Here is a 26,781-nt window from a genome sequence, read left to right as displayed (position 1 = left end):
GCATCCGCGGCGCCGACAGGGCCATCAGCCCCGGTCCGGGCCGGACCGTGAGCGGCCGAGCGGCGTGCACACGGGCCGGTGCGGGAGCCCCCCGGCCGCGCAGAAGGGCACGCGGGAGTACGGCACCCCCGCCCCGACTAGGCTCACCGCCATGCCCACGGTCAGGAAGCGCGCCCGTACCTACGACCCCGTCAAGATCCGCAAGGCCGTCGAGGCCCAGCTCGGGAACGTACGGGAGGCCGTGCGCACCCTGACTCCGGAGCAGCTGGCGCTGCCGACGCGCCTGGGGGAGTGGACCGTACGGGAGCTGGTCGCTCACGTCGGGATGGCCGTCACCGCCGTCCACCGGGCCCTGGCTCTGCCCGCGCCCGCCCGGCAGGACGCCACACTCCTGGACTGGCCCTTCGCCACCGCCGCCAGTTCCGCGGCCATCGCCGACTTCACCCAGGGCCTCGCCGCACAGCACCCGGACCTCGACGCCTACCTCACGGACGTCGACCGCACCCTGACCGAGCTGCTGGACGCGCACCCCGGCACCCGGCTCCTGCAGACCAACGTGGGTGCGCTGCCCCTCGCCGAATACCTGGTCACCCGTACCGTCGAGCTCGTCGTCCACACCGACGACCTCAACGCCGCCGTGCCCGGCCTCGACGTCCCTCACGACCGCCAGGCCCTCGCCGCCTGCACCCGCCTGCTAGCCGACGCCCTCGCCACCAAGGCACCCGGCGGCTCGACCGAGGTGCGGATCCCGCCGTACGCCGTCGTCCAGTGCGTCGAGGGGCCGAAGCACACCCGGGGCACCCCTCCGAACGTCGTCGAGACCGACCCGCTGACCTGGATCCGGCTCGCCACCGGGCGGCGGACCTGGCAGGACGCGCTCGACGAGGCCGAGGTCAGCGCGAGCGGGGAACGGGCGGACCTGGGCGGACTGCTGCCCCTGATGAGTTGACGGCGAGCATGACAACGGACTGATAACGGCACCGAACCCGCGGCCCGCCTCGTGCGTCAAAGAACCATGAAGCGGACGACCTACGTGAAGTACGCCGCCGCAGCCCTGGCCGGCACCGCCGTGCTGGCCGCCTGCGGCACGGAGTCCGGCAGCGGAAGCGGCGCTGTCGGCGAAGGGGAGACCAAGAAGGCCCCGGTCATCGCGGACACCCGCTGGATTCCCCAGAAGGTGACCGTGGACGGCAAGGACTATCTGCTCCCGGAGGTCAAGGGCTCCTCGCGCGAGGCGGAGATCATCTTCAAGCCCGGCGCGGCCGAACCGGACGTCGGCGGCGGCGAGTCCGGCGGCAGGGTCGGCTGCAACAGCATCGGCGCCGACGCCGAGATCGTGGGCGACACCGTGAAGATCTCCGACCTCGCCATGACGCTGATGGGCTGCCCGGGCCCGGTGGGAGAGTTCGAGCAGAAGTTCGTCGGCGTCTTCGACAACGACCTCAAGACCGCGGTCCAGGAGCGGAACGGCGTCCGGACACTCACCCTGACCAGCCCGGAGGGCGACAGCATCACCCTGCGCGACGGACCCGCTGTGACCCCGCCCCTCAAGGGCACCCGCTGGGTCATCCAAACGGAGACGGACACCAAGACGGACACCAAGGCGTACCTCACGCTCACCGAGGACAACGCCGTCACCGGCAGCCTCGGCTGCAACACATTTCACGGCAAGGCCACCGTCAAGGGCGGCACCATCGAGTTCGGGCGCCTCGCGACCACACGCATGGTGTGTTCCGGCCCGGTGATGAAGACCGAGCGCGAACTCACCGAAACCCTCTCCGGCAAGGTCTCCTACCAGCAGGAACGGGATTCTCTGACCCTCACGACGGCTTCCGGGAAGGATCTTCGGGCCCGCGCGGAGTAAGAAAGCCCACTCTCCGCGAATTCGGACCAGTGGTCGATCTCGCCTACACTCGGAACCGTGCCACGTGGTGACGGACGACTCAACCACGACCTGCTCCCCGGCGAGAAGGGCCCCCAGGACGCTTGCGGCGTCTTCGGTGTCTGGGCTCCGGGCGAAGAGGTCGCCAAGCTCTCCTACTTCGGGCTCTACGCCCTCCAGCATCGAGGCCAGGAATCCGCGGGAATCGCGGTCAGCAACGGCTCACAGATCCTCGTCTTCAAGGACATGGGCCTCGTTTCCCAGGTCTTCGACGAGACCTCGCTCGGTTCGCTCCAGGGTCACATCGCGGTCGGTCACGCCCGCTACTCGACCACCGGCGCCTCCGTGTGGGAGAACGCCCAGCCGACGTTCCGTGCCACCGCGCACGGTTCCATCGCGCTCGGCCACAACGGCAACCTGGTCAACACGGCGCAGCTCGCCGAGATGGTCGCCGACCTGCCCAAGCAGGAGGGCCGCAGCCCGCGAGTGGCCGCGACCAACGACACCGACCTGCTCACCGCGCTCCTCGCGGCCCAGGTCGACGAGGACGGCAAGCCGCTGACCATCGAGGAGGCGGCCCACTCCGTCCTCCCGAAGGTGCGGGGCGCCTTCTCCCTCGTCTTCATGGACGAGCACACCCTGTACGCCGCCCGCGACCCGCAGGGCATCCGCCCGCTGGTCCTCGGCCGCCTGGAGCGCGGCTGGGTCGTCGCCTCGGAGTCCGCCGCCCTGGACATCTGCGGCGCGAGCTATGTCCGCGAGATCGAGCCGGGTGAGTTCGTCGCCATCGACGAGAACGGCCTGCGCACCTCCCGATTCGCGGAAGCGAAGCCCAAGGGCTGTGTTTTCGAGTACGTCTATCTCGCCCGCCCCGACACCGACATCGCCGGCCGGAACGTGTACCTCTCCCGCGTGGAGATGGGCCGCAAGCTCGCGAAAGAAGCCCCGGTCGACGCCGACCTGGTCATAGCGACACCGGAGTCGGGCACACCGGCCGCCATCGGCTACGCCGAGGCGTCCGGCATCCCCTTCGGCGCGGGTCTCGTGAAGAACGCCTACGTCGGCCGTACGTTCATCCAGCCCTCGCAGACCATTCGCCAGCTCGGCATCCGCCTGAAGCTGAATCCACTCAAGGAAGTCATCAAGGGCAAGCGTCTGGTCGTCGTCGACGACTCGATCGTGCGCGGCAACACCCAGCGGGCCCTGGTGCGGATGCTCCGCGAGGCGGGCGCGGCGGAGGTCCACATCCGGATCTCCTCGCCCCCCGTGAAGTGGCCTTGCTTCTTCGGCATAGATTTCGCCACCCGCGCGGAGCTCATCGCCAACGGCATGACCATCGACGAGATCGGCACCTCGATGGGCGCCGACTCCCTCTCGTACATCTCCCTCGACGGCATGATCGAGGCGACCACCATCGCCAAGCCGAACCTGTGCCGTGCCTGCTTCGACGGCGAGTACCCGATGGAGCTCCCGGACCCCGAGCTGCTCGGCAAGCAGCTTCTGGAGACCGAGCTGGCCGCAGGGCCCGCCTCCACGGCCGCGGCCGACGCCATCCGTCGCCCGTAGACAGCCCGTCCCACCTGCCGTACGACACGAAGGTTCTCTACTGCCATGTCTGAGACAACTGGTGCCAGCTACGCAGCCGCGGGCGTCGACATCGAAGCGGGTGACCGCGCCGTCGAGCTGATGAAGGAGTGGGTGAAGAAGACCCAGCGCCCCGAGGTCCTCGGCGGCCTCGGTGGTTTCGCCGGCCTCTTCGACGCCTCCGCCCTCAAGCGCTACGAGCGTCCCCTCCTCGCCTCCGCCACCGACGGCGTCGGGACCAAGGTCGACATCGCGCGGCAGATGGGCGTCTACGACACCATCGGCCACGACCTCGTCGCGATGGTCATGGACGACATCGTGGTGTGCGGTGCCGAGCCGCTGTTCATGACCGACTACATCTGTGTCGGCAAGGTCCACCCCGAGCGTGTCGCCGCGATCGTCAAGGGCATCGCCGAGGGCTGTGTGCTCGCCGGCTGCGCCCTGGTGGGCGGCGAGACGGCCGAGCACCCCGGTCTGCTGGGCCCGGACGACTTCGACGTCGCCGGGGCCGGGACGGGCGCTGTGGAGGCCGACCGGCTGCTCGGCGCGGATCGCATCCGTAAGGGTGACGCCGTCGTCGCCATGGCGGCCTCGGGTCTTCACTCGAACGGGTACTCGCTCGTGCGGCATGTGCTCCTGAACGAGGCGGGCCTGGCCCTGGACGCCCGGATCGACGAGCTCGGCCGCACCCTCGGTGAGGAGCTCCTGGAGCCCACCAAGATCTACTCGCTGGACTGCCTGGCCCTGATCCGCACGGCGGACGTGCACGCCTTCTCGCACGTCACCGGTGGCGGCCTCGCCGCCAACCTGGCCCGGGTGATCCCCGACGCCCTGCACGCCGTCGTGGACCGCTCCACCTGGACCCCGGACCCGATCTTCGACCTCGTCGGCAGGACGGGGCAGGTCGAGCGCCTGGAGCTGGAGAAGACCCTGAACATGGGCGTCGGCATGATCGCGATCGTCCCGCAGGACTCGGCTGACGTGGCCCTGGAGACTCTGGCCGACCGCGGGGTCGAGGCATGGGTGGCCGGTGAGATCACCGACCGCGAAGACCGCACCACAGGCGCGGAACTGGTGGGCGACTACGCCTGAATTCAGCCCCTCCGGCGTTTGAGGAGCGGGGTCCGGGGCGGAGCCCCGTGACGCCAGCACGAAACCCGGTCCGGCGCCAAGGCTCCGGACCGGGTCGGCAAACGGCTAAGCCGCTGCAAGCACTACGCGCCGCGGCGATGTTGCGACGAAGGACCGGACTGGTCGTCCTCGTCCTCATCGTCGTCGTTATAGAGATCCGCGTACTGGGAGTACGGGTCGTCCTCGTCCTCATCGTCCTCGAACGGCTCGCCGTTAGGCGGCTGGCTCGAAGTCGTCGAAGCGCCCAGCTCATTGGCCAGACGCGACAGATCAGTCCCGCCGCTGCTGTACTTCAGCTGGCGGGCGACCTTCGTCTGCTTGGCCTTTGCCCGGCCGCGCCCCATGGCTCGACCCCCTCGGATACGGGGCCCGGCGGCCCCAGAGTCTTGACACGCGTTCATGATCTGGAACGGGCTCTCCGCAGAGAGACCGGTCCGTAGGGCTTCCACGGTACCTGAGCCCACGCCCATACGGTACGTCGCCCACAGGACGTGGCCGAACCCAGAACCCTCGGGGAGCCCCGTCCCCGCTGGTCAACCGCGATTTTAACCACTTCTTGGCGGCCGACCCGCCGACGAACGTGAGAGTTCTCTCCAAGTGTGCGCCGACGGGTACCGGCCAGACGTCAGCGGGCCCGTTCCACGGCCGCCTCATGCATCCGCTGCTCGGCGATCCGGTCGGCCGCGGCAGCCGGCGGAATCCCGTCTTCCTTCGCACGTGCGAAGATTCCGAGCGTGGTGTCGTAGATCTCGGCGGCCTTGGCCCTGCACCGTTCGAAGTCGAACCCGTGCAGTTCGTCGGCGACCTGGATGACTCCGCCGGCGTTCACCACGTAGTCCGGCGCGTAGAGGATCCCGCGGTCGGCGAGGTCCTTCTCGACGCCCGGGTGGGCGAGCTGGTTGTTGGCCGCCCCGCAGACGATCCGGGCGCTCAGCGCGGGAACGGTGTCGTCGTTCAGGGCGCCGCCGAGGGCGCATGGGGCGTAGATGTCGAGGCCCGCGCTCCGGACGAGCGCCCCGGTGTCGGTGACCACCCCGACGGACGGGTGGCGCTCGGCGATCCGCTGGACGGCCTCCCGCCGCACGTCCGTGACCAGGACCTCGGCGCCCTCCTCCAGGAGGTGTTCCACGAGGTGGTGCCCGACCTTGCCGACGCCCGCGATGCCCACCCGGCGCCCCCGCAGCGAGGGGTCGCCCCACAGGTGCGCGGCGCTGGCCCGCATGCCCTGGTAGACGCCGAAGGCGGTGAGGACGGAGGAGTCGCCGGCGCCGCCGTTCTCGGGGGAGCGGCCGGTCGTCCAGCGGCATTCACGTGCGACGACGTCCATGTCGGCGACGTAGGTACCGACGTCGCAGGCGGTGACGTACCGGCCGCCCAGCGAGGAGACGAACCGGCCGTACGCCAGGAGCAGTTCCTCGCTCTTGTCGCGCTCCGGGTCCCCGATGATCACGGCCTTGCCGCCGCCGTGGTCGAGGCCGGCCATGGCGTTCTTGTACGACATCCCGCGCGCGAGGTTCAGCGCGTCGGCGACGGCCTCCGCCTCGGTCGCGTACGGGTAGAAGCGGGTCCCGCCGAGGGCGGGACCGAGCGCGGTGGAGTGGAGGGCGATGACGGCCTTGAGGCCGCTTCTGCGGTCCTGGCAGAGCACGACCTGCTCGTGGCCGCCCTGGTTCGAGTGGAACAGGGTGTGCAGCACGTCGGCAGGGGCGCCGGTTACATCGGTCACTGTGGTGACTCCTGGGTACGTTGCGGCGGTGGGTCACCGGCTCCCGTAAGGGTGGCGGGGCCGGTGGGCACGAGATTAGGCCTTGTGACGGCCCGCGGTCGTGCAGTGCTCAGGATCACCTTTTCCCCAGGCACGGGCGTGCGACGATTTGCATGGTTTTCCCGCGCGTTTGTGTGCGGGTTCCGCAGGTTTTCCCGGCAGGCGGCGGGGGAGAGTGCAGGCGTGCCCAAGGTGTCCTCGGTGATCGTCCCGTATGCGACCTATCTGCGCGTGTACGAACCGCTGGCTGCCTTTCCCGAACCCGAACGCGGCCACTGGGCCGGCTACGCCCGGCGCCCGGACCGTCCGTCCTACCAGGACGAACTGCGCCGCTCGCTGGCCGACCTGCTGCCCGTCCCGCCTATCCCGGTCCCGGTGCACGAGAGCGGCGACGCCTTCGTGCTCGACGTGGACGGCGTGGTGTGCGTGTGCCCGTGGCGCACCCGGCTGCGCGGCTGGCTGGCCCTGGAGGAGCTCGGGGACGAGCTGCCGGGGCCGGTCCTGGACGCGGTCCTGCCCGAGCTCGTACGCCGCCAGAGCGCCCAGGACTACGAGCGCTGGCTCGCCCGCAACCCGGACGCCCGGCCCTGGATCCGCACCGCGACCTGGCAGGTGCCGCTGAACTGGTTCGTGCTGGTGGCCGACGACGAACGGCACTTCGACAAGGGCTCCGGCGACGTCCCGCCGACGCTGCGCTACCGCACGCCCATGGTGCAGGCCCGGCGGCGCGTGGCGCGGGCCCTGCGGACCCTCAAGGACGCCATGGACGAGGGACCGCTCATCGACGGTCTGATCGACGTCGGGCGCTGGCTGGAGGAGTTCCACCCGCGCTCGCTGGTCGAGGTCGACTACGGCGGTCTGGTGCATGTGCTCCCGCACGGCGAGCTGGAGGACGACCACTCGGCGGCGGACGTGGCCGAGGGCATCGAGGCGCTCAGGCGCGGCGACGGGGCCGCGGCAGGGGAGGCCTACGGGCGGCTCGTGGAGCGCTGGCGGGCCGTCAGGGAGCGTCGCTCGGCGAACTGAATGGGCTTCCTGTGCGGCATGTCACGAACTGGCGTTTGACCTGACGCCCGTTTTGGGGTTTGGTCCTCGCTCAAGGTGTTCCAGCTTTCCTGCAGTCGCGCCGACAACGGACGTAGGTCCCGATCCGGGCGTACGCCTCACGGAGTGTCAAGCGTGACGGACCGCACGTACCCGGCTCTTGCATCTCTTGCCCCTCCTCATGCCAAAATAGGACAAGGGGCCCGGGGGAGGTTCCGCTTTGGGGGGTCTGGTGACTCCTGATCGCTCTGTGACTGATCGTCACAGTGGCGTGACTGTCCGCTATGGCATGGTCCATCGGCTTCCGTCGCCGATGAACACCTGGGGGGCAATTCCATCGGTTTGGCCGACGCGGCTGGACAGATGGTGTAGTTGTAGTGCCGAGGACAAGCCGTTCGTCCTATAACCGACTCGACCCGCATCCGCCATTTCGGGCAACGCGGGTCAAGGTGCAGAATTTAGAGGAAAGAACCGAGAACGATCGGTTCTCCCGAGGAGGCCGCTCATGACCGCTCGCACCCCTGATGCCGAGCCGCTGCTGACCCCGGCTGAGGTCGCCACGATGTTCCGCGTGGACCCGAAGACGGTCACGCGGTGGGCGAAGGCCGGCAAGCTCACGTCGATTCGCACGCTCGGCGGACACCGCCGTTACCGCGAGGCTGAGGTCCGCGCTCTGCTCGCGGGCATCCCGCAGCAGCGCAGCGAGGCCTAACAACTGAATAACCGGGCAAATCGACTGGTCCCCCAACCGGTTGAGGCGCCCGAACCCTGGCTACAAGCGACGCGGGTCCTGCCCCAACGGGGCCCAGTCTCCACCTCGTCGTCGATCGCGCTGGACTCCGCCGAGTCCGGCGCGATCTTTTTTGTGCGCGAACCGTGGGGGTCCGGCACCGCTGTGAGCGGGCTTGTCGGAGTCTGGGGAGGGGTGTCGGATCTCCTGTGGGGCGGCCGCTGACCGGAGCCTGACGGAGGCGCGACCAGTAGTGCAATTGCACATATAAAATTGACCAGTTGTAGGAGAGTGGTAAGTTCCACGGTTTCAAAAACTCATACGGTGACTCCCGTCACATGCCAGAGTCCTTGTTGCTTCCGGTTCATGTGCACTAGAGGGGGTCACGCGGGGGAGGGGCTCTCGTCCTCCCTGTCTCCCTCCGGGGCCGTGGTGGTCTGCGGCGCGGAGTCCATCGCCAGCCGCAACAGGCGGTGGCAGATCGCGCAGTGGCGGGTCAGATGCCGATACGACGACGCGGCCGACAGGTGCGCGCGGAGCAGGGCCCGCGTCTCGTGCCTGGCCGTTGCCGCCATACGCCACCTCCAGGGGCTCTGCGAGGAACGCGCCCTGGTCTCTGGGTACCGGGCTCTGGGAGCCCCGTCAAGATGGCATGAGTGGCACCGGCCCCCTCGGCCCCCGCACGGCCACGCAGAAGACCTGCTCACCCCGTCACCGGACCGCAGACACGAAGAAGGCCCGCATCCCGTTGCCGGGTTGCGGGCCTTGCTTCTTGCTGCGGTCCTGACGGGATTTGAACCCGCGGCCTCCACCTTGACAGGGTGGCGAGCACTCCAAACTGCTCCACAGGACCAGGTTTCGCGGCGCTTATTGCTGCGTTGCGCTGCGAGAAGGACTGTACAGGAGCGGGCGGGCCTGGTCGAACTCACCGTGCGTGCGGGAGCCGTTACGGCGCGAGCGTGTCGATCGCCTTCACGATCCGCTTGTCGGAGACGGGGTACGCGGTGCCGAGGGCGTGGGCGAAATAGCTGACCCGCAGCTCCTCGATCATCCAGCGGACGTCCAGTACCTGCTGGGCGACGGGCCGCCCCTGGGGGAGCTGTTCCAGGAGCCAGGCGTACTCGTCCTGCATCTCGTGGACCTTCTCCATACGGGTCGTGTCCCGCTGGACGTTCGTCGCCATCTGCTGGAGCCGGCGGTCCGCCGCGACCAGGTAGCGCATCAGGTCGGGCAGGCGGCGCAACCCCGTCGCCGTCACGAACCCCGGCTTCACCAGCGCGTCCAACTGCGCCCGTACGTCCGCGAGGTTCGCCAGCAGCGCGGGGCTCCGTACGGTCTTCAGGCGCCGCTCACAGGCCTGCCAGGCGGCGAGCACCTGCTGCACCTGCCCGACCGTACGCACCGTCGTGTCGACGATCTCCGCCCGCACCTTGTCGTAGAGCTTCCGGTAGGACTCCTCGTCCCACGCCGGGCCCCCGAAGTCACGGATCAGCTTGTCCGCGGCGGCGGTCGCGCAGTCCTCGAACAGGGCCTGGATCGAGCCGTGCGGGTTCGCCGACAGCGCCAGCTTCTGGGGGTTCGTCAGCTTCTCGGAGGCGAACTTCGCCGGGCTCACCGGGATGTTGCGCACGATCAGCCGCCGCGTGCCCTTCCACATCGCCTCGGACTGCTCCGCCTCCGTGTCGAAGAGCCGCACGGACACCGTGTCGCCGTCGTCGACCAGAGCTGGATAGGCCTTCACCGGCTGACCTGCCCGGCGCGTCTCGAAGACCCGGGTGAGCGTGCCGATCGTCCAGTCCGTGAGGCCCTTGCGCTCCAGTGACTCGCCGCCCTCCCGGGAGGCGGTCGCCGCCGCGGCCTGCGACAGCGCCTGACGCGCCTTCGGCCGGAGCCGCAGCCGCAGCGTCTCCAGGTCCTTGTCCTCGGCCAGCTTCCGGCGCCGCTCGTCGACGATCCGGAACGTGATCCGCAGATGGTCCGGAATCCTCGACAGGTCGAAGTCGTCCGCGTCGAACGGCACGCCGACCATGCGCTTCAGCTCACGGGCCATCGTGACCGTCAACGGCTCCTGGAGCGGGACGGCCGTGTCCAGGAACCGCTTCGCGAAGTTCGGCGCCGGCACGTAGTTGCGGCGGATCGGCTTCGGGAGGGAACGGATCAACTCCGTCACCAGCTCCTCCCTGAGGCCCGGGATCTGCCAGTCGAAGCCCTCGTCCGTCACCTGGTTCAGGACCTGGAGCGGGATGTGGACGGTCACGCCGTCCGCGTCCGCGCCCGGCTCGAACTGGTACGTCACACGGAACTTGAGCTGGCCCTGCCGCCACGAGTCGGGGTAGTCGTCCTTGGTGACCGCCTCCGCCGACTCCCGGATGAGCATCGCGCGCTCGAAGTCCAGGAACTCCGGCTCCTCGTGCCGCTTGTGCTTCCACCACGAGTCGAAGTGGGCCCCGGAGACGACGTGTTCGGGAACCTTCTCGTCGTAGAAGTCGAACAGCGTGTCGTCGTCGACCACGATGTCCCGGCGCCGCGCGCGGTGCTCCAACTCCTCGACCTCGCTGAGGAGTCGGCGGTTGTCGGCGAAGAACTTGTGGTGGGTGCGCCAGTCGCCCTCGACCAGGGCGTTGCGGATGAAAAGCTCCCGGGAGGCCTCCGCGTCGATCCGGCCGTAGTTCACCTTGCGCTGCGCGACGATCGGCACGCCGTACAGCGTGACCTTCTCGTACGCCATCACCGCGGCCTGGTCCTTCTCCCAGTGCGGTTCGGAGTACGTCCGCTTCAGCAGGTGCTCCGCGAGCGGCTCGACCCACTCGGGCTCGATCCTGGCGTTGACCCGGGCCCACAGGCGCGAGGTCTCCACCAGCTCCGCCGACATGACGAAACGGGGCTGCTTCTTGAAGAGCGCGGAGCCCGGGAAGATCGCGAACTTGGCGCTGCGGGCGCCGAGATACTCGTTCTTGTTGCCGTCCTTCACGTCCTTCATGCCGATGTGCGAGAGCAGACCGGCGAGGAGGGAGACGTGGACGCTCTGCTCGGCCGCGTCGTCCTCGTTCAGATGGATGCCCATCTGCTTGGCGACCGTGCGCAGTTGGGTGTAGATGTCCTGCCATTCGCGAATGCGCAGGAAGTTGAGGTACTCCTGCTTGCACATGCGCCGGAAGGAACTGGAACCCCGCTCCTTCTGCTGCTCGCGGACATACCGCCACAGGTTGAGGTAGGCGAGGAAGTCGCTGGTCTCGTCACGGAAGCGGGCGTGCTGCTGGTCGGCCTGGGTCTGCTTGTCGGCCGGGCGCTCGCGCGGGTCCTGGATGGAGAGCGCGGCGGCTATCACCATGACCTCGCGGACACAGCCGTTCTTGTCGGCCTCCAGGACCATGCGCGCCAGCCGCGGGTCGACGGGCAGCTGCGCGAGCTTGCGGCCGGTCTGGGTCAGCCGGTTGCGTACGTCCTTCTGCGTCGGGTCGAACGCGCCCAGTTCCTGGAGGAGTTGGACGCCGTCCCGGATGTTGCGGTGGTCCGGCGGGTCGATGAAAGGGAACTTCTCGATGTCGCCGAGGCCGGCCGCGGTCATCTGGAGGATGACGGAGGCGAGGTTGGTGCGGAGGATCTCCGCGTCCGTGAACTCGGGGCGGGCCTCGAAGTCCTCCTCGCTGTACAGCCGGATGCAGATGCCGTCGGAGGTACGGCCGCAGCGGCCCTTGCGCTGGTTGGCGCTGGCCTGCGAGACCGCCTCGATGGGCAGCCGCTGGACCTTGGTGCGGTGGCTGTAACGGGAGATCCTGGCGAAGCCCGGATCGATGACGTACTTGATGCCCGGCACGGTCAGGGACGTCTCGGCCACGTTCGTCGCCAGAACGATCCTGCGCCCGGTGTGCTGCTGGAACACGCGGTGCTGCTCGGCGTGCGAGAGCCGCGCGTAGAGGGGGAGGACCTCCGTGAAGCGGTAGTTCTTCTTCACGAGCGCGTCCGCGGTGTCCCGGATCTCCCGCTCGCCGGAGAGGAAGACGAGGATGTCGCCCTTGCCCTCGCCCTGGAGCTCCTCGACGGCGTCGCAGATCGCGGTGATCTGGTCGCGGTCCGAGTCCTCGGAGTCCTCCTCCAGTAGAGGCCGGTAGCGCACCTCCACCGGATACGTCCGCCCGCTGACCTCGACGATCGGCGCGTCCCCGAAGTGCCGGGAGAACCGCTCGGGATCGATGGTCGCCGAGGTGATGACGACCTTGAGGTCAGGCCGCCTGGGCAGCAGCTGAGCCAGATACCCGAGCAGGAAGTCGATGTTGAGGGACCGCTCGTGGGCCTCGTCGATGATGATCGTGTCGTAGCCGTACAGCTCGCGGTCGGTCTGGATCTCGGCGAGCAGGATGCCGTCCGTCATCAGCTTGACGAAGGTCGCCTCCGGGTTCACCTGGTCGGTGAACCGCACCTTCCAGCCGACGGCCTCGCCGAGCGGGGTGTCCAGTTCCTCGGCGATCCGCTCGGCGACGGTACGGGCGGCGATACGACGGGGCTGGGTGTGCCCGATCATGCCGCGTACGCCCCGGCCCAGTTCCAGACAGATCTTCGGGATCTGGGTGGTCTTGCCGGACCCGGTCTCACCGGCGACGATCACGACCTGGTGATCACGGATGGCGGCCGCGATCTCGTCCTTCTTCTGGCTGACCGGCAGCTGCTCGGGGTAGGTCACCGCGGGCGTGCGCGCACGCCGTGCGGCGGTCCGCTCCGCGCCCTTGCCGACCTCGGTCTCGATCTCGGTCAGGACGGCGGCCCGCGCCTCCGGCTTGCGGATCTTGCGCGCGCCTTCGAGCCTGCGCCCGAGCCGGTGCGCGTCACGCAGGGACAGCTCGGTCAGGCGGGCGGCGAGCTCCGCGAAAGCGGGGGAGCCGGGGGCGGGGGCAGGGTGCGTAGACATACGCGGTCCAGGATCTCATCCCGGGGAAATTAGTGGCGAACGGTTTTGGCGCCGGGTGGTGCGGCCGGTGCGGACGCGACCGGGACACATACAACAAGACCCCGATCCGGGGATCGGGGTCTGTGCTGTGGCTGGGGCCGGGGTCGAACCGGCGACCTACCGCTTTTCAGGCGGTCGCTCGTACCAACTGAGCTACCCAGCCGAGAGGTTCCAGAAGAAACCTCAGCGGTCCTGACGGGATTTGAACCCGCGGCCTCCACCTTGACAGGGTGGCGAGCACTCCAAACTGCTCCACAGGACCAAGCTTTGTGCGCGAACAGTCTCGCACACGATATTGCGTACCCCCAACGGGATTCGAACCCGTGCTACCGCCTTGAAAGGGCGGCGTCCTGGGCCACTAGACGATGAGGGCTACAGGCCATCCTGGGCGCTTCTCAGCGCGTCGGGGACGTGAGAAGCATATGGGATGCCGGGAGGTATCGCCAAAACGGTTTAAGGGGAGCCCGAGGGTGACGGCGTGGCGCCCGGCTGGTTGTCCTCCGGGAGGTGGCGGCTGACCTCCGCCGTCGTCAGGCCCAGGCCGCCGAGCTTGATCTCGTCCCAGGCCTGGAGGCGGCGGGTGTCGCGGTCCAGGTAGAGGATCGAGGCCTCGATGGGGTCGGGGTACCTGCCCTCGACGGCACGCAGTCCGCTGCCGCCCGTCGAGCCCTCGACGCGCAGCCGCGTGCCCTTCTTCATGACCTCCATCTCCTGGTGGTGGAGGTGGCCGGACAGGATCATCGGGACCTCGCCGTCGACCTCGCGGGCGGCGGAGGGTTCGTGGGCGATCGCGAGGTCGACCGGGGTGCCGACCGCGCGCTGCTCGCGCAGGGCCGCGGCCAGGCGGGCGCCCGCCGCCTCCTGGGACTCGTCGGCGCCCGGGTTCGTGGAACGGTCCGGGGTGAACTGGGGGTCGCCCATGCCGGCGAAACGCAGGCCGGCGATGGTCTCCGCCTTGCCGTTGTCCAGGACGTGGACGCGCTTGAGCCCCTCCATGTAGCGCTGGGTGGTGAGGGAGTCGTGGTTGCCGCGGACCCAGACGTAGGGGGCGCCGAGGTCCGGGATCGGGTCCAGGAAGCCGTTCTCCGCCGCCGTACCGTGATCCATCGTGTCGCCGGAGTCGACGATCACATTGACCTTGTACTGCTCCACCAGCGAGGCGATGATCTTCCAGCTCGCGGGGTTCAGATGGATGTCGGAGACGTGCAGGACCCGGATGGTGGTGGGGTCGGGCTGGTAGGCGGGGAGGGTGGACGTGACGTCGTAGAGCTTCGTCACGTTGGTCACCAGGCGGGCCAGTTCCTTCTGGTAGACGTCGAACTCGGTGACGATGCTGCGGGCGTTGCCCACCAGGGAGGGCGCTGAGGAGAGCAGTCCCGAGAACTTGGGTTCCAGTACCGATTCCGGGTTCCAGGTGGCGTAGGCGGTGCCGCCCGACGCGGCCAGGAGGGTCAGGGCGAGTCCGCCGGCGGCCAGGGCCCTGCGGGGACGGCGGTAGACCGCAAGGCCCAGGGCCGTGGCGCCGGAGACGACGGCGACGCAGGAGCGGACGGCGAGGTCGAGGGTGCCGTGCTCGACGTCCGCCGCGACCTCGTCCTGCAGGCCGGAGAGGCGTTCGGGGTGGTCGACGAGGGCCTGGGAGCGCTCCGGGTCGAGCTGGTCGACGTTGACGTCGAGGCGGACGGGGGCCTGGTGGCTGTCCAGCTGGAGCGCGCCGAGCGGTGAGATGTTGATCTTCGTGCCGCCGGTCAGGGACGGGCGCAGGGTCATCGTCGTGTTCATCGGGCCGACCGGGACCCGGACGTTGCCGACGATGAGCAGACCCAGCCAGGCGCCCATGAGGACGACGGCGACCAGGCTGAGGGCGCGGGCCCAGGGGTGGGGCGGGTGGACGAGCTCGGCGGACGGGTGGGCGCGGCGGCTGCCGTAGTGCCGGGCGAGTGCGCGTGCGGGTGAGCGGAGGGCGTCGAGGGCGGTGCGGCGGGGCAGGGCTGCGACGGGGACGCGTGCCATTGGTCCCGTATGCCCAAGTGCACGCGCGGATATGCGGGCGCGCCCCTGACTCTCGTACGGGCGTTCTGTACCGGAGAATGGGCTTGTGCTGGAGATGACGCGCGAGGAGTTCGAGGAACTGGTCGCCGACGCCCTGGACCGGATTCCGCCGGAGTTGGCGCGGCTGATGGACAACGTCGCGGTGTTCGTCGAGGACGAGCCGCCCGCGGACGATCCCGAGCTGCTCGGGCTGTACGAGGGCACTCCGTTGACGGACCGGGGGGAGTGGTACGCGGGGGTGCTGCCGGATCGCATCACGATCTACCGGGGGCCGACGCTGCGGATGTGCGGGACCCGCGAGGAGGTCGTCGCGGAGGCCGAGGTGACGGTGGTGCACGAGATCGCCCATCACTTCGGGATCGACGACGCGCGGTTGCATGCACTCGGGTACGGCTGAGCGGTTCGCGTGTCCTCTTGTGGGCGGCGGGAGTTGGGCACGTTGACTCTTTGACGACCGCCCTCGGAGGTGGCTGCTCGTGCGCCCCTTGTACGTACCCGTCCGTCTGGCCGCCACGGTCATGGCCGTCGCCGCCGCAGCGGGCTGCATGAGCGTGGGCGGGGACGACGGTGGAGACAGCGCGAAGCCGTCGCACTCCGCCGGTGAGCGGGGCGGGGAGGCGCCGGACGGCGGAACGGCGGTCTCGGGCGGTTCCGCGGGGTTCGGCGGGGCCGCCTCGGACGGCAAGCACGGGAAGCACGGCAAGGGCAAGGACGGCGAGGAGTCGGCCTCGCCGTCGGCGTCCGCCTCGGCGGGGGCGAGCGCGTCCGCCCCGGCGAGGCCCGGGCAGTCGGTGAAGCCCGGGGTGCCGACGCCGACCAGGGCCGATCCGACACCCACCCGTTCAGCCGATCCGGAGCCGCCGGTGCCGAGCGAGCCGCCCGCGTCGCCCACGCCGTCTCCGCCGCCGGCCGAGCCGTCGTCCTCGGCGCAGCCGGAGACGGGACCGCAGCTGAGCCAGCGGGAGCCGGCGCCCACTGCCGGGTCACCGGTGTGACACCGGACACCGGCGTCTACCGCCGCCGGATCACCGGTGTGACACCGGACGCCAGCGCCCTGGCCGGGCTGCCGAGTGACCTCGGATACATGCGCGGGGATCGGTTTGCCTTCGGGGGTGGTGGGTGCGTATGGTTATAGATCGTTTGATCATTTGCCCGGCGCCAACGCAGAAGCGCGCCGTGTGGCGCGTTCTCTCCTTTGCCGTGGCTGACCGCATAGAGGCGGTCGTATTGCGAATCACGGAGTTGACGGGCGCGTGCCGACGAGACTCCGGAAGGTTTCGCATACGCATGTCCATTTCCAGTTCTGACCACATCGTCATGCCCGAGAACGAGGGCACCGACGAGGCGGTCTCCCAGACCCTCGAGGCCCCCGAGGCCCCCGAGACCACCTTCGCGGACCTCGGTCTCCCCGAGGGTGTCGTCCGCAAGCTCGCCCAGAACGGCGTGACCTCCCCCTTCCCGATCCAGGCCGCGACCATCCCGGACGCCCTGGCCGGCAAGGACATCCTGGGCCGTGGCCGCACCGGCTCCGGCAAGACCCTCTCCTTCGGTCTGCCGCTGCTGACGAAGCTGTCCGGCGGCCACACCGACAAGAAGAAGCCCCGCGGCATCATCCTCACGCCGACCCGTGAGCTCGCGATGCAGGTCGCGGACGCCCTCCAGCCCTACGGCGACGTCCTCGGCCTCAAGATGAAGGTCGTCTGCGGCGGCACGTCGATGAGCAACCAGATGTACGCCCTGGAGCGCGGTGTCGACGTCCTCGTCGCCACCCCGGGCCGGCTGCGCGACCTCATCAACCGCGGCGCCTGCTCCCTGGCGAACGTCGAGGTCGCCGTCCTCGACGAGGCCGACCAGATGTCCGACCTGGGCTTCCTGCCCGAGGTCACCGAGCTGCTCGACCAGATCCCGGGCGGCGGCCAGCGCATGCTGTTCTCGGCCACGATGGAGAACGAGATCTCCACGCTGGTCAAGCGCTACCTGAGCAACCCGGTCACGCACGAGGTCGACAGCGCCCAGGGCAACGTCACGACCATGTCGCACCACATCCTGATCGTGAAGCCCAAGGACAAGGCGCCGGTCACGGCCGCGATCGCCTCCCGCAAGGGCCGCACGATCATCTTCGTCCGCACCCAGCTGGGCGCCGACCGTATCGCCGAGCAGCTGTGCGACTCCGGTGTGAAGGCCGACGCGCTGCACGGCGGCATGACGCAGGGTGCCCGCACCCGCGTGCTGGAGGACTTCAAGAAGGGCTACGTCAACGCGCTCGTCGCGACCGACGTCGCCGCCCGCGGCATCCACGTCGACGGCATCGACCTCGTCCTGAACGTCGACCCCGCCGGTGACCACAAGGACTACCTGCACCGCGCAGGGCGTACCGCTCGCGCGGGCCGCACCGGCACGGTCGTGTCGCTGTCCCTGCCGCACCAGCGCCGCCAGATCTTCCGGCTGATGGAGGACGCGGGCGTCGACGCCGGGCGTCACATCATCAACACCGGTACGGCCTTCGAGCCCGAGGTCGCCGAGATCACGGGCGCGCGTTCGATGACCGAGGTCCAGTCCGAGTCCGCGGCCAACGCGGCGCAGCAGGCCGAGCGTGAGGTCTCGCACCTCGCCAAGGAGCTGGAGCGGGCGCAGCGTCGCGCGACCGAGCTGCGCGAGGAGGCCGACCGTCTGGTCGCCCGCGCCGCCCGCGAGCGTGGCGAGGACCCGGAGACGGCGATCGCCGCGGCCGCCGAGGCGACCGTGGCCCAGGAGGCGGAGGCTTCGGCCGAGGCCGTGGTCGCCGAGCAGCCGGCCGAGCGTCCCGCGTACGAGCAGCCGCGTCAGCGTCGTGACGAGCGGGGCAACTACGAGCGTCGTGACGACCGTCGGGACGACCGGGGTGGCCGTTCCTTCGAGCGTCGTGACGACCGTTCCTCCGGTGGCTTCAACCGTGACCGTCGTGACGAGCGTCCCTCGGGTGGTGGCTTCCGCCGCGACGACCGTCGGGACGACCGGGGTGGCCGTTCCTTCGAGCGTCGTGACGACCGCTCCTCGGGCGGGTTCAACCGTGACCGCCAGGGCGACCGCCCGAGCGGTGGGTTCAACCGTGACCGTCGTGACGAGCGTCCCTCGGGTGGCGGCTTCCGCCGCGACGACCGCCCCTCGGGTGGCTTCAACCGTGACCGCCAGGGCGACCGCCCGAGCGGTGGTTTCAACCGTGACCGTCGTGACGAGCGTCCCTCGGGTGGCGGCTTCCGCCGCGACGACCGCCCCTCGGGTGGTGGCTTCAACCGTGACCGCCGCGACGAGCGTCCGTCCACCCACCGGGGCAGCGACCGTCCCTTCAACCGTGACCGTCAGGGCGACCGCCCCACCGGTGGCTTCCGCTCCGGCGGCCACGACCGCCCCACCGGCCGTCGTGACGATCACCGCACCACGGGCACCGGCACCGGCACCGGTTCCTTCGGCCGCCGCGACGACAAGCCGCGCTGGAAGCGCAACGGCTGACACAGCGTGAGCTGAGCTGGGGCCCGTACGACTTCGGTCGTGCGGGCCCTTTTCGCATCCGTATTCGACTATCGAACCCTGTGGGGCAGTTGTTAACATCTGTTGATCGCGTGACGGAGTGTGGCCAAGGGGGAAGACGAGGCCTGCCGACGCGCCTTTTCTTACTTCCCTGGGGAGGGACCCTTGACCCGGCGTGCCCGGATCGCACTCACTCTTGCCTCGCTGGCCGCTCTGAGCGCCGGCACCCTGACCTCCGCGGGCCCGGCGGCCGCGGACACCGCCCCGACACCGATCACCACGGACGGCGTGTGGGGCATCGACTACGCGGGCGGCTATCTGACCAGCGTCGAGCACCGGCCCGACGGCGAGCAGTACGTGATCGGCCGACAGCTCTCGGCCGACGGCTCCACCGTGCTGGAGCAGGCCACTCGCGGATTCGCCGGCACCTTCGCCAACGGCACCCACCTGCAGCGGGTGCCGTGCGACGCGGGAGGGTGCGTGCCGCTGCGCTCCCTCAGCACGCAGAGCGCCGGCTACTTCCGGGTCGACGCCTCGGGCAACGAGCGCGCCCAGATCTGGGTCGAGCCCGACGCCTACCGCTCGGCCGAACCTGACGTCACCGGCGGCCGTTTCGTGGACGCCACCGGCCGCTACTACGTCTACAACGCCGCCTCCACCGGCAAGCAGTACGTCGATGCCGTGAACCGGTACCGCGCCGAGGACGACCGTCTGACCCGCTCCGTCACGGCGGCCTCCGTGTGGGGTTCAGCCCTGTGGACACCGGGCTCCGGCAACGGTGTGGTCACCCAGTACGACCTGGAGGGGAAGAAGACGGTCGCGACCGTCTCCACCGGAGCCCCCTGCACCGTCAAGGAGCTTCAGGTCATCGGCCGTTGGATCTACTGGAACTGCGGTCCGACGGGCGCCGCGGGCGTGTACGACCGTACGGCGAAGAAGAACGTCAAGGTGCCCTCGGGTCCCGCGCTCGTCGGTGACGGCTACCTCGTCCAGCACGACCGTGCCGCCGGGAAGCTGATGCTGACGGACTACCACTCCGGTACGGCCGCCGCAGCACGCGTGATCGCCGACCTGCCGGGCGGGAACACCGCCGACCAGCGGCGGCTGACCTGGTCGGTGGACAAGCTCGGCGGGGGCATCGCCTACGTCGGCACGGACCACGCGATCCGGATCGTGCCGAGCGGGGTGCCCACGCAACCGCTCGGGAAGATCGAGTCGGACCTGGACAACGACTACTTCGACGCCTCGGGCCGCAACGGCGGCAACATGGCCTGGATGAGCACCTGGCAGCTCAACAAGCCCGCGAGCTGGATCTTCACGGTGAAGGACGCCCAGGGCCGCACCGACCGCACCCTGAGGGGCAGCGGTACGGCGATCGACCTGGCCTGGGACGGGAAGACCGACGCGGGCGCCTACGCGTACAACGGCGTGAAGACCTGGATGCTGACCGCGGCCGCCGCCGATGGCGGGGGCACGTTCACGACGAGCGGCAAGGTCGCGCTCAACGGGGGCCGCCAGGGCCACCACGACATGGGCGGCTACGCCTACGGCGAGCTGGTCACCCTCAACTCCTCGGGCACCCTGAGCCTCCAGTACACCAACGGCGGCGGCACGTTCGACTGGAAGCAGAACGCGTCCGGCTGGCCCGCCGGCACGGTCGCCGTGCCCTTCGGCGACATGGGCAAGGACCGCTGCGCCGAGATGCTGGTCCGGATGCCGAACGGCGAACTGCGCCGTTACGCGGGCAAGTGCGGCGGTGGTTCGTACGCACCGGCGAGCAGCCACACCTCCCTCGGCACCGGCTGGAACGCGTACAACGTCCTCACCGCCCCCGGCGACCTGACCGGCGACGGCCGTACCGATCTGCTGGCCCGCAAGGCCTCGACCGGGGACGTCTATCTCTTCGCCAACGACGGCGCGAGCAAGCTCAAGCCGGGCGTGAAGATCCGCAGCTGGGCGACGTACAAGAAGATCGTCGGCGCCGGTGACCTGAACGGCGACGGCTTCGGGGACGTCCTGGTGCAGGACAAGGCCGGGACGCTGTGGCGCTACGACGGCACCGGCACCGGTCAGGTGAAGGAGCGGGTGAAGGTCTTCTCCAACTGGGGGACCTCGTACAACGTGGTCGTCGGCGTCGGAGACATCACCGGGGACGGGAAGAACGACCTGGTCTCCCGGGACACCGCGGGCAACCTCTACCGCAACAACGGTGACGGCAAGGGGTCGTTCGGGGGGCGTACGAAGATCGCGGGCGGGTGGCAGGGCTACAAGGGCGTGTTCTAGGAATTCGGTTGGGTCTTTTCTAGCCAAGTTGTGACGTGTGTCACGCCCCCGGGATGGGAATCGCTGGGGGCATGACAGATGACATAGCGAGCGGGCCCTCGGAGCTATCCGACGAAGAACGGCTTGCCCAGCTCGGCTACACGCAGGTCCTGGCCCGCCGCATGTCGGCGTTCTCCAACTACGCGGTCTCCTTCACCATCATCTCGGTGCTGTCGGGCTGTCTGACGCTGTACATGTTCGGCATGAACACGGGCGGCCCGGCCGTGATCACCTGGGGCTGGGTCGCCGTCGGCCTGATGACGCTGTTCGTCGGCCTGTCGATGGCCGAGATCTGTTCGGCGTATCCGACCTCGGCGGGCCTGTACTTCTGGGCCCACCGGCTCGCGCCCCCGCGTTCGGCCGCCGCCTGGGCGTGGTTCACGGGCTGGTTCAACGTGCTCGGCCAGGTCGCGGTGACGGCGGGCATCGACTTCGGCGCCGCGTCCTTCCTGGGCGCCTATCTGAACCTGCAGTTCGACTTCAAGGTGACCCCGGGCCGGACGGTCCTTCTCTTCGCGGCCATCCTGCTGCTGCACGGCCTGCTGAACACCTTCGGCGTGCGGATCGTCGCCCTGCTGAACAGCGTGAGCGTGTGGTGGCACGTGGTCGGCGTGGCCGTGATCGTCGGCGCGCTGACCTTCGCCCCCGACAAGCACCAGTCGGCGTCCTTCGTCTTCGGCGAGTTCGTCAACAACACGGGCTGGGGCAGCAGTGTCTACGTGGTCCTCATCGGCCTCCTGATGGCCCAGTACACCTTCACCGGCTACGACGCCTCGGCCCACATGACCGAGGAGACCCACGACGCGTCCACGGCCGGCCCAAAGGGCATCGTCCAGTCGATCTGGACGTCGTGGATAGCCGGATTCGTGCTCCTCCTGGGCTTCACCTTCGCGATCCAGTCGTACAACGGCGCACTGAAATCCCCGACGGGCGCGCCCCCGGCCCAGATCCTGCTCGACGCGCTGGGAGCGACAGCGGGCAAGCTCCTGTTGCTGGTCGTGATCGGCGCCCAGCTGTTCTGCGGGATGGCGTCGGTGACCGCCAACAGCCGCATGATCTACGCCTTCTCACGCGACGGCGCGCTGCCGTTCTCGAGCGTGTGGCACACGGTGAGCCCCCGCACCCGGACCCCGGTGGCGGCGGTGTGGCTGGCAGCGGTGGGGGCGCTGCTGCTCGGGCTGCCGTATCTGATCAACGCCGCGGCATACGCTGCGGTGACCTCGATCGCGGTCATCGGCCTCTATATCGCGTACGTCATTCCGACGCTGCTGAGACTGCGCAAGGGCGAGGAATTCCGGCGAGGGCCGTGGCATCTGGGCCGCTGGTCCCGCCCGATCGGCGTGGTGTCGGTGGCGTGGGTCGGCGTGATCACGGTGCTGTTCATGCTCCCGCAGGTCTCCCCGGTCACCTGGGAGACCTTCAACTACGCCCCGATCGCCGTCCTGGTCGTCCTGGGCTTCGCCTGGATCTGGTGGCAGGCCTCGGCCCGGCACTGGTTCCTGAACCCCGAGCACGAACGCACCAAGGCCCGCGCGGCGGCCCGCGCGAACGCCCCCGAACCGGTTGATCCCTGACCTTCCCACCCGTTCCGTCCCGTCGACGCGGCCGTGTCCCCGATACCCGATCGGAGACACGGCCGCGTCCGGCTATGCTCGGGGAGGCAACATCGCCAGGGCCCTTAGCTCAATTGGCAGAGCAGTGGACTTTTAATCCATTGGTTGTGGGTTCGAGTCCCACAGGGCCTACGGTGCGGGTGGCGGGGGTAACCCCTCTGACCTGCGGTGCAGCGCTCGGGTCGGCGTCGGTCGGCTCGGGCGCTGCTTCGGTTTCGGGGTTCTGCGTGAGCGATGCGTGAGCGGATGTTCGAGCAGAGCAGCGAGGCTAGCGTCGGCTGGTTGGTCTTTCGGTCAGGCTGCAATGCGCTGATCACTCGCAGCCGTCAGGGAACCAGGGCTGCGGCGCCTCTCTGCGCCCGTACAGCCCTTGAGGCGCTGGGGGCCCAAACAACGAGTGGGATCCTTCGCGGATACGCGTGGGAGGCTTGGCAGCGGCTCGGTGCGAAGCCTCCCGACCCAAGATCTAGTCCCTCTCGATGACGAACAGCACCGTCAGGATGTGCTCAGCTGTTCCCAGCAGACAACGAGCCATGGACAAGTCGCCGGCCGAAGCGTGCTTGATGGCCTGGGCGCGCGCAGTTGCCTGCGTTTGCAGGGAGATGATGTTGTCCACAAGGGTGCACGCCATCTTCGCTTCGTCCTTGTGCCCGCGCATGATGTAGCGGATCCGCACGGCGCGGGTGAGCCGGCCGTTGGACGACCGCCATTCCTTCTCAGGACGCCCCGACGTAGGCAGCCACTTCTCAACCTCGCTATCCGGGGCTGCCGCACGGATAGCCCTGTCGATGGATTCCACAGCGCACTGGGCGGCCATCTCGGCGGCGGCCGGAGGGGCCTGGCGGACGACATGCCATCCGCCCTCGAGCATCTCCACGACCTTCGTGTCGATGGACGTCAACGCTCTGCGGAGGTCTTCCAGTACGTCGAGACGCCCGGCCTGCTGAGGGGAGAGCAAATCGTCGACGCGGTCGGCGACTTCCACCTCTAGGTCAGCGTCGCCCAGGACAGTCTCGGAGCTGAGTGCGTCCGCTCCGAGCAGCCCGTTCACTCCCAGACCAGCGTGCAGGGAGGAGTCGAGCTCGAAGCGCGTTGGACTGTCTCCGAGGCTGCCCAAGTAGTCCCGGTACAACGACAGAGGACGGCTGCTGATCTCCGACAGCAGGCCGCGGCCGGAGTCCATCCGCGCCAGCCAGTCCGTCATATACACCTGGCGGTGGACCGTGAGACTGAGGCTCTTGCGGAACTCTTCCGTAGCCCACACCGGGGGCATCGGTACCTTGAAGACGGGGCCCTTGATGATCTCGCCTATGACGCTCTCGATCTGAAGAGACGTCCGCCAAGCAGACAAGGTGCCTGGTCCGACTGCCAACTCGCTGAGCGCGGCCGTCGCCTTCAGGTACTTGAGATGTTCCCTCCCTGCCACTTGGTCCATCGAGCGCAGTCCTGCGGCAAAGCCTGTGAGAGCGCTCGGGAACATACTCTTCTGGACGTCGGCCAGGAACTTCTTGGTACCCAGTAGGTCTTGGTCCTGCAGCAATTTCGCAGCCTGGAACGCCGGCCCTGCTTGCAGCTGGCGGAAGAGATCGCCGTAGATCCTGCTGGTGTCGATGATCTTTGCGACCGCGGCCACTGCCGGGTCAGAACTCGTCGATGTCGGCTCGACTTCGTTGCCGATGCCGGGTACCTCGTCGTCTTCACCATCGTCTGCAGCGGCCTGAACGACCATCAGACTTCCCTCCCTTGATCACATACTGCGATCTACGGAGGATACGCCCCTCATCCGGACTGTTCAGAGCATTACGCTCGGCCAGGTAGGGCGCAAACGGCTCTACGTCAGGTACGCAAGGAGCCAGCCGACGCACCTTGCTCGCCTCGGCGTCACAAGACCGTAAGACCCGGTTGGGGCGGGATCCGGAAACCGGCACCGAACATGCTTACTTGGCGCCATTTCGAGGGCGGCGGGGGACCAACGCAGCCGCCTTCTCCGCGATCTCACGGTCGAGCTCAGGGAGCAGGCTCGTATACGTGTCCGAGGTCAAGGTGATGGTGGAGTGCCGCAGCGTCTCCTTCACCGTGTGGATGTCGCCGCCACCTCCGTGCGTGAGCGTCGCGGTGACGTGGCGTAGGTCCCGCAGGGTGATGGGCGGCAGGTCGGTCGTGGCGAGGATGCGGCGGAAAGACTCGGAGACCGTCCCGGGGTGCAGCCAGGAGCCGTCTTCCTTGTTGAAGACCTTGCCGGTGTCCTGCCAGGCTTCACCCCACTCCGCGCGCTCCTTCTCCTGGCGGGCTTTGTGGTCGCGCAGTTCGGAGATGGTCGTGCTGTCGAGCGCGATCGTGTTCGCGCTGCCGTCCGTCTTGGGTTCCGACTCGTAGGGATCCCAGCCGTCCACCACGATCTCCTTGGCGGGAGTGATGAGGCCGGCGTTAAGGTCGATCTCGTGCCAGTCCTGGCCGACCGCCTCGCCGCGACGGAGACCGCGGGCGCCCATGAGGTGGAAGATCGCGTACAGACGGTCGCCCTCGGCTGCGTCGAGGAAGGCACCGAACTGCTGCGGGGTCCACACCATCACGGGGCCGGGGATGTCCCCCGTCTCGCGCCAGCGTTGGACTCGTTCATCGGTCCAGAGAAGCGGCTTCGGGCGCTTGCCGGACTCCAACTCGACGTGGGACGCCGGGTTGAAGGTGATGAGCTGCTGGGCGATTGCGGAGTTCAGGGCTGCGCGCAGGGTGCGGCGGATCGCCTGACGGGATGCCGGGCCGGTGATCTTCCGGAACGGCTTCATCTCCGCCAGCTTGGCTCGCTCGGCCGCGAGCAGCTTCCGCTCGGCTCCTACGGGGCGGCCGGGCTTACTCGGCTTGCAGCGGGCGATCTGCTCGCGGCGGGCCTCGTTCTCGGCCGCGATGACCTCGTTGTCGTCGGCTATCCCGTCGAACATCTCCACCAGGTGGCCGACGTTGAGGCGGTCGAGGCGTACGTGGCCGATGCGCGGCTTCAGGTAGACGCGGATGTGGGAGGCGTAGCCGTTGAGCGTGGTCTTGCGGCGCTTCTTCGCGGCGAACCACTGGTCGAGCCACTCGCCGACGGTGAGGCTGCCACGGAGGGCCAGGCCCGCCCTCAGACGGCGTCGGGTCTCCTCGATGGCCGGGAGCGGGGTCTTCTCGACCGCGACCTCCTCCAGCATGTCGACGAGGCGCTGAAGGCTGTCGGGGTCGTCCTTCTCCGCGAGGGCGAGCAGGGAGCGGACGTGGTCGAGGTCGGCCTGCGCGTCCTTGAGGGACTCGTAGCCGGCGCGGCTGAAGGAGCGGCGCGTGCCGTCTTCGCGGGGCGGGAGTTCCTGACGTATGGAGTACGAGCCGTGCTTGCGGCTGGAGAGCTTTGGGCACTTCTTGCCGAGCGGTTTTCCGGTGTGGGGGTCGCGGCAGTAGCAGCGGCGGTGGGTGGAACCCTTCAAAGATCGTTCTCCTCGGTGGTGCTCGGGCCGGTTTCGGGTGGGTCGACGTCGGCGAGTTCCGGCGGCAGGTGCGGTGGGGTGCCGCCGTCTTCGCGGATGAAGGCGCGGGCACTGCGGAGCCGGTACTTGGCTTCCAACGCCCTTTCTGCGTAGTCGGCTTGGGCGAGTACGGCTTCCTCGCGTTCTGCCCGGTTGGGTGCTGTCTCGGCCTTCCAGCGCTCGTGCTTCTCGCCCTTCAGGGCGGCCAGGGCGGCGCGCTGGTGGTGAATGTGGGCTCGGAAGGAACGGATCATGTCGTCTTCCATGCCGAAGTCCTCCGTGTCGCCGGTGAACCAGCGCATGGCATCCCAGGTCCGCTCGGAGTGCTGCAAGGGGAGTCGCTGGACTCGGTCGACGTAGCCGACGGGGTAGAGCAGGCAGATCGGGTAGGTCCGCAGGGCTTCGGCGAGGACCATGACGTCGACCAGGGGCAGGTTGGCGCGGCGACCGGATTCCATGTTGGCGATCACGTTGCGCGGGATCGGGTGGCCGATCTCCTCGCAGCGGTCAGCCAGGTCCTGGGCGCTCATGCGCAGCTCCTTCCTTCGTCTGCGGACCTCGGCGGCCACGGTCGCCATCACTTGGTCCACCCACTCCGGGACGTCGTCCTCATCCCTTCCAGCATCCAAACCGCGTTGTGTCATGCAGACACATTAGCTTCCCTAACGTTGATTCCATGGCTTGGAGACGAGCGCGATTGCCGTGTTCGCCG

19 protein-coding genes and 5 tRNA genes are annotated in these 26,781 nt (G+C 68.8%); 12 read left to right on the top strand and 12 right to left on the bottom strand.

Translation table 11 applies throughout. From position 1 onward, the window contains the following. The first annotated feature begins 151 nt into the window (after positions 1-151). The 4 genes from ACZ48Z_RS36780 to purM all read left to right on the top strand — a co-directional run bounded on the left by ACZ48Z_RS36780 (position 152) and on the right by purM (position 4,558). Positions 152-949 carry a maleylpyruvate isomerase family mycothiol-dependent enzyme gene (locus tag ACZ48Z_RS36780; RefSeq protein WP_468740255.1) on the top strand — a complete coding sequence of 266 codons (798 nt, stop codon included), beginning with the start codon at positions 152-154 and terminating at the stop codon, positions 947-949. A gap of 66 nt (positions 950-1,015) precedes the next feature. Next, entirely contained in the window at positions 1,016-1,864 is an 849-nt protein-coding gene (locus tag ACZ48Z_RS36775) for an META domain-containing protein (RefSeq protein ID WP_468740254.1), read from the top strand. A 57-nt stretch (positions 1,865-1,921) separates the two neighbouring features. Then, positions 1,922-3,448, top strand: a complete 1,527-nt coding sequence (gene purF, locus ACZ48Z_RS36770; protein WP_468740253.1) for an amidophosphoribosyltransferase — start codon at positions 1,922-1,924, stop codon at positions 3,446-3,448. A gap of 45 nt (positions 3,449-3,493) precedes the next feature. After that, a complete protein-coding gene (gene purM / locus ACZ48Z_RS36765; RefSeq protein ID WP_468740252.1) occupies positions 3,494-4,558 on the top strand; it encodes a phosphoribosylformylglycinamidine cyclo-ligase in 1,065 nt (354 codons plus the stop codon). A gap of 122 nt (positions 4,559-4,680) precedes the next feature. Here purM and ACZ48Z_RS36760 read toward each other — a convergent pair whose 3' ends face one another. Beyond that, positions 4,681-4,941 (bottom strand): DUF3073 domain-containing protein, encoded by a 261-nt coding sequence (locus tag ACZ48Z_RS36760; RefSeq protein WP_328748565.1) that lies wholly within the window; start codon positions 4,939-4,941, stop codon positions 4,681-4,683. A gap of 281 nt (positions 4,942-5,222) precedes the next feature. Next, the gene (locus ACZ48Z_RS36755) at positions 5,223-6,323 is read right to left on the bottom strand and encodes a Leu/Phe/Val dehydrogenase (RefSeq protein ID WP_468740251.1); all 1,101 of its coding nucleotides are present in this window, start codon (positions 6,321-6,323) and stop codon (positions 5,223-5,225) included. Positions 6,324-6,545: 222 nt separating this feature from the next. On the opposite strand from ACZ48Z_RS36755, the gene ACZ48Z_RS36750 reads away from it, so the two are divergent. Both ACZ48Z_RS36750 and bldC read left to right on the top strand, forming a co-directional pair. Then, positions 6,546-7,388: a DUF8083 family protein gene (locus ACZ48Z_RS36750; RefSeq protein WP_468740250.1), complete on the top strand. Its 843-nt coding sequence runs from the start codon at positions 6,546-6,548 to the stop codon at positions 7,386-7,388. 523 nt (positions 7,389-7,911) lie between these two features. Next, positions 7,912-8,118 carry a developmental transcriptional regulator BldC gene (gene bldC, locus ACZ48Z_RS36745; RefSeq protein WP_003949541.1) on the top strand — a complete coding sequence of 69 codons (207 nt, stop codon included), beginning with the start codon at positions 7,912-7,914 and terminating at the stop codon, positions 8,116-8,118. A 401-nt stretch (positions 8,119-8,519) separates the two neighbouring features. Here bldC and ACZ48Z_RS36740 read toward each other — a convergent pair whose 3' ends face one another. The 7 genes from ACZ48Z_RS36740 to ACZ48Z_RS36710 all read right to left on the bottom strand — a co-directional run bounded on the left by ACZ48Z_RS36740 (position 8,520) and on the right by ACZ48Z_RS36710 (position 15,094). Further along, positions 8,520-8,711, bottom strand: a complete 192-nt coding sequence (locus ACZ48Z_RS36740; RefSeq protein ID WP_468740249.1) for a DUF6274 family protein — start codon at positions 8,709-8,711, stop codon at positions 8,520-8,522. Positions 8,712-8,914: 203 nt separating this feature from the next. Beyond that, a tRNA-Asp gene (locus ACZ48Z_RS36735) sits at positions 8,915-8,989 on the bottom strand. Between the two features lie 93 nt (positions 8,990-9,082). Then, on the bottom strand, positions 9,083-13,042 hold the full coding sequence (gene hrpA, locus ACZ48Z_RS36730; RefSeq protein ID WP_468740248.1) for an ATP-dependent RNA helicase HrpA: 3,960 nt from the start codon (positions 13,040-13,042) through the stop codon (positions 9,083-9,085). A gap of 128 nt (positions 13,043-13,170) precedes the next feature. Next, positions 13,171-13,244, bottom strand: a tRNA-Phe gene (locus ACZ48Z_RS36725). Positions 13,245-13,268: 24 nt separating this feature from the next. Next, a tRNA-Asp gene (locus ACZ48Z_RS36720) sits at positions 13,269-13,343 on the bottom strand. Positions 13,344-13,381: 38 nt separating this feature from the next. Next, positions 13,382-13,454, bottom strand: a tRNA-Glu gene (locus tag ACZ48Z_RS36715). Positions 13,455-13,534: 80 nt separating this feature from the next. Further along, positions 13,535-15,094, bottom strand: coding sequence for a metallophosphoesterase family protein (locus ACZ48Z_RS36710; protein WP_468740247.1), 1,560 nt, complete (start codon positions 15,092-15,094; stop codon positions 13,535-13,537). Positions 15,095-15,179: 85 nt separating this feature from the next. Here ACZ48Z_RS36710 and ACZ48Z_RS36705 point away from each other — a divergent pair, with 85 nt between their 5' ends. From ACZ48Z_RS36705 to ACZ48Z_RS36680, 6 genes are all read left to right on the top strand, one after another. Then, positions 15,180-15,530: a metallopeptidase family protein gene (locus ACZ48Z_RS36705; protein ID WP_468740246.1), complete on the top strand. Its 351-nt coding sequence runs from the start codon at positions 15,180-15,182 to the stop codon at positions 15,528-15,530. Positions 15,531-15,609: 79 nt separating this feature from the next. Further along, positions 15,610-16,128, top strand: a complete 519-nt coding sequence (locus ACZ48Z_RS36700; RefSeq protein WP_468740245.1) for a hypothetical protein — start codon at positions 15,610-15,612, stop codon at positions 16,126-16,128. A 292-nt stretch (positions 16,129-16,420) separates the two neighbouring features. Then, the gene (locus tag ACZ48Z_RS36695) at positions 16,421-18,622 is read left to right on the top strand and encodes a DEAD/DEAH box helicase (RefSeq protein WP_468740244.1); all 2,202 of its coding nucleotides are present in this window, start codon (positions 16,421-16,423) and stop codon (positions 18,620-18,622) included. A gap of 183 nt (positions 18,623-18,805) precedes the next feature. Next, positions 18,806-20,923, top strand: coding sequence for an FG-GAP repeat domain-containing protein (locus ACZ48Z_RS36690; RefSeq protein ID WP_468740243.1), 2,118 nt, complete (start codon positions 18,806-18,808; stop codon positions 20,921-20,923). Between the two features lie 71 nt (positions 20,924-20,994). Next, entirely contained in the window at positions 20,995-22,536 is a 1,542-nt protein-coding gene (locus ACZ48Z_RS36685) for an amino acid permease (protein WP_468740242.1), read from the top strand. Between the two features lie 98 nt (positions 22,537-22,634). After that, positions 22,635-22,707: transfer RNA gene (locus tag ACZ48Z_RS36680), tRNA-Lys, on the top strand. A 334-nt stretch (positions 22,708-23,041) separates the two neighbouring features. Here the strand turns inward: ACZ48Z_RS36680 and ACZ48Z_RS36675 are convergent. The 3 genes from ACZ48Z_RS36675 to ACZ48Z_RS36665 all read right to left on the bottom strand — a co-directional run bounded on the left by ACZ48Z_RS36675 (position 23,042) and on the right by ACZ48Z_RS36665 (position 26,713). Beyond that, positions 23,042-24,304 carry a pPIWI-associating nuclease domain-containing protein gene (locus ACZ48Z_RS36675; protein ID WP_468740241.1) on the bottom strand — a complete coding sequence of 421 codons (1,263 nt, stop codon included), beginning with the start codon at positions 24,302-24,304 and terminating at the stop codon, positions 23,042-23,044. Between the two features lie 208 nt (positions 24,305-24,512). Then, positions 24,513-26,030 carry a site-specific integrase gene (locus ACZ48Z_RS36670; RefSeq protein WP_468740240.1) on the bottom strand — a complete coding sequence of 506 codons (1,518 nt, stop codon included), beginning with the start codon at positions 26,028-26,030 and terminating at the stop codon, positions 24,513-24,515. Further along, positions 26,027-26,713, bottom strand: coding sequence for a helix-turn-helix domain-containing protein (locus ACZ48Z_RS36665; RefSeq protein WP_468740239.1), 687 nt, complete (start codon positions 26,711-26,713; stop codon positions 26,027-26,029). The genes ACZ48Z_RS36670 and ACZ48Z_RS36665 overlap by 4 nt, the downstream gene beginning before the upstream one ends. Positions 26,714-26,781: the final 68 nt, after the last annotated feature.

This window comes from Streptomyces sp. NPDC031225 (genome assembly GCF_055570355.1).
This window is presented reverse-complemented; position numbering and strand designations above follow the sequence as displayed.

Excerpts from the sequence above, each read along its gene's own strand:
- ACZ48Z_RS36780 (WP_468740255.1), top strand. The coding sequence starts at position 152 with ATGCCCACGGTCAGGAAGCGCGCCCGTACCTACGACCCCGTCAAGATC.
- ACZ48Z_RS36775 (WP_468740254.1), top strand. The coding sequence starts at position 1,016 with ATGAAGCGGACGACCTACGTGAAGTACGCCGCCGCAGCCCTGGCCGGC.
- purM (WP_468740252.1), top strand. The coding sequence starts at position 3,494 with ATGTCTGAGACAACTGGTGCCAGCTACGCAGCCGCGGGCGTCGACATC.
- ACZ48Z_RS36760 (WP_328748565.1), bottom strand. The coding sequence starts at position 4,941 with ATGGGGCGCGGCCGGGCAAAGGCCAAGCAGACGAAGGTCGCCCGCCAG.
- bldC (WP_003949541.1), top strand. The coding sequence starts at position 7,912 with ATGACCGCTCGCACCCCTGATGCCGAGCCGCTGCTGACCCCGGCTGAG.
- ACZ48Z_RS36740 (WP_468740249.1), bottom strand. The coding sequence starts at position 8,711 with ATGGCGGCAACGGCCAGGCACGAGACGCGGGCCCTGCTCCGCGCGCAC.
- hrpA (WP_468740248.1), bottom strand. The coding sequence starts at position 13,042 with ATGTCTACGCACCCTGCCCCCGCCCCCGGCTCCCCCGCTTTCGCGGAG.
- ACZ48Z_RS36710 (WP_468740247.1), bottom strand. The coding sequence starts at position 15,094 with ATGGCACGCGTCCCCGTCGCAGCCCTGCCCCGCCGCACCGCCCTCGAC.
- ACZ48Z_RS36695 (WP_468740244.1), top strand. The coding sequence starts at position 16,421 with ATGTCCATTTCCAGTTCTGACCACATCGTCATGCCCGAGAACGAGGGC.
- ACZ48Z_RS36685 (WP_468740242.1), top strand. The coding sequence starts at position 20,995 with ATGACAGATGACATAGCGAGCGGGCCCTCGGAGCTATCCGACGAAGAA.
- ACZ48Z_RS36675 (WP_468740241.1), bottom strand. The coding sequence starts at position 24,304 with ATGGTCGTTCAGGCCGCTGCAGACGATGGTGAAGACGACGAGGTACCC.
- ACZ48Z_RS36665 (WP_468740239.1), bottom strand. The coding sequence starts at position 26,713 with ATGACACAACGCGGTTTGGATGCTGGAAGGGATGAGGACGACGTCCCG.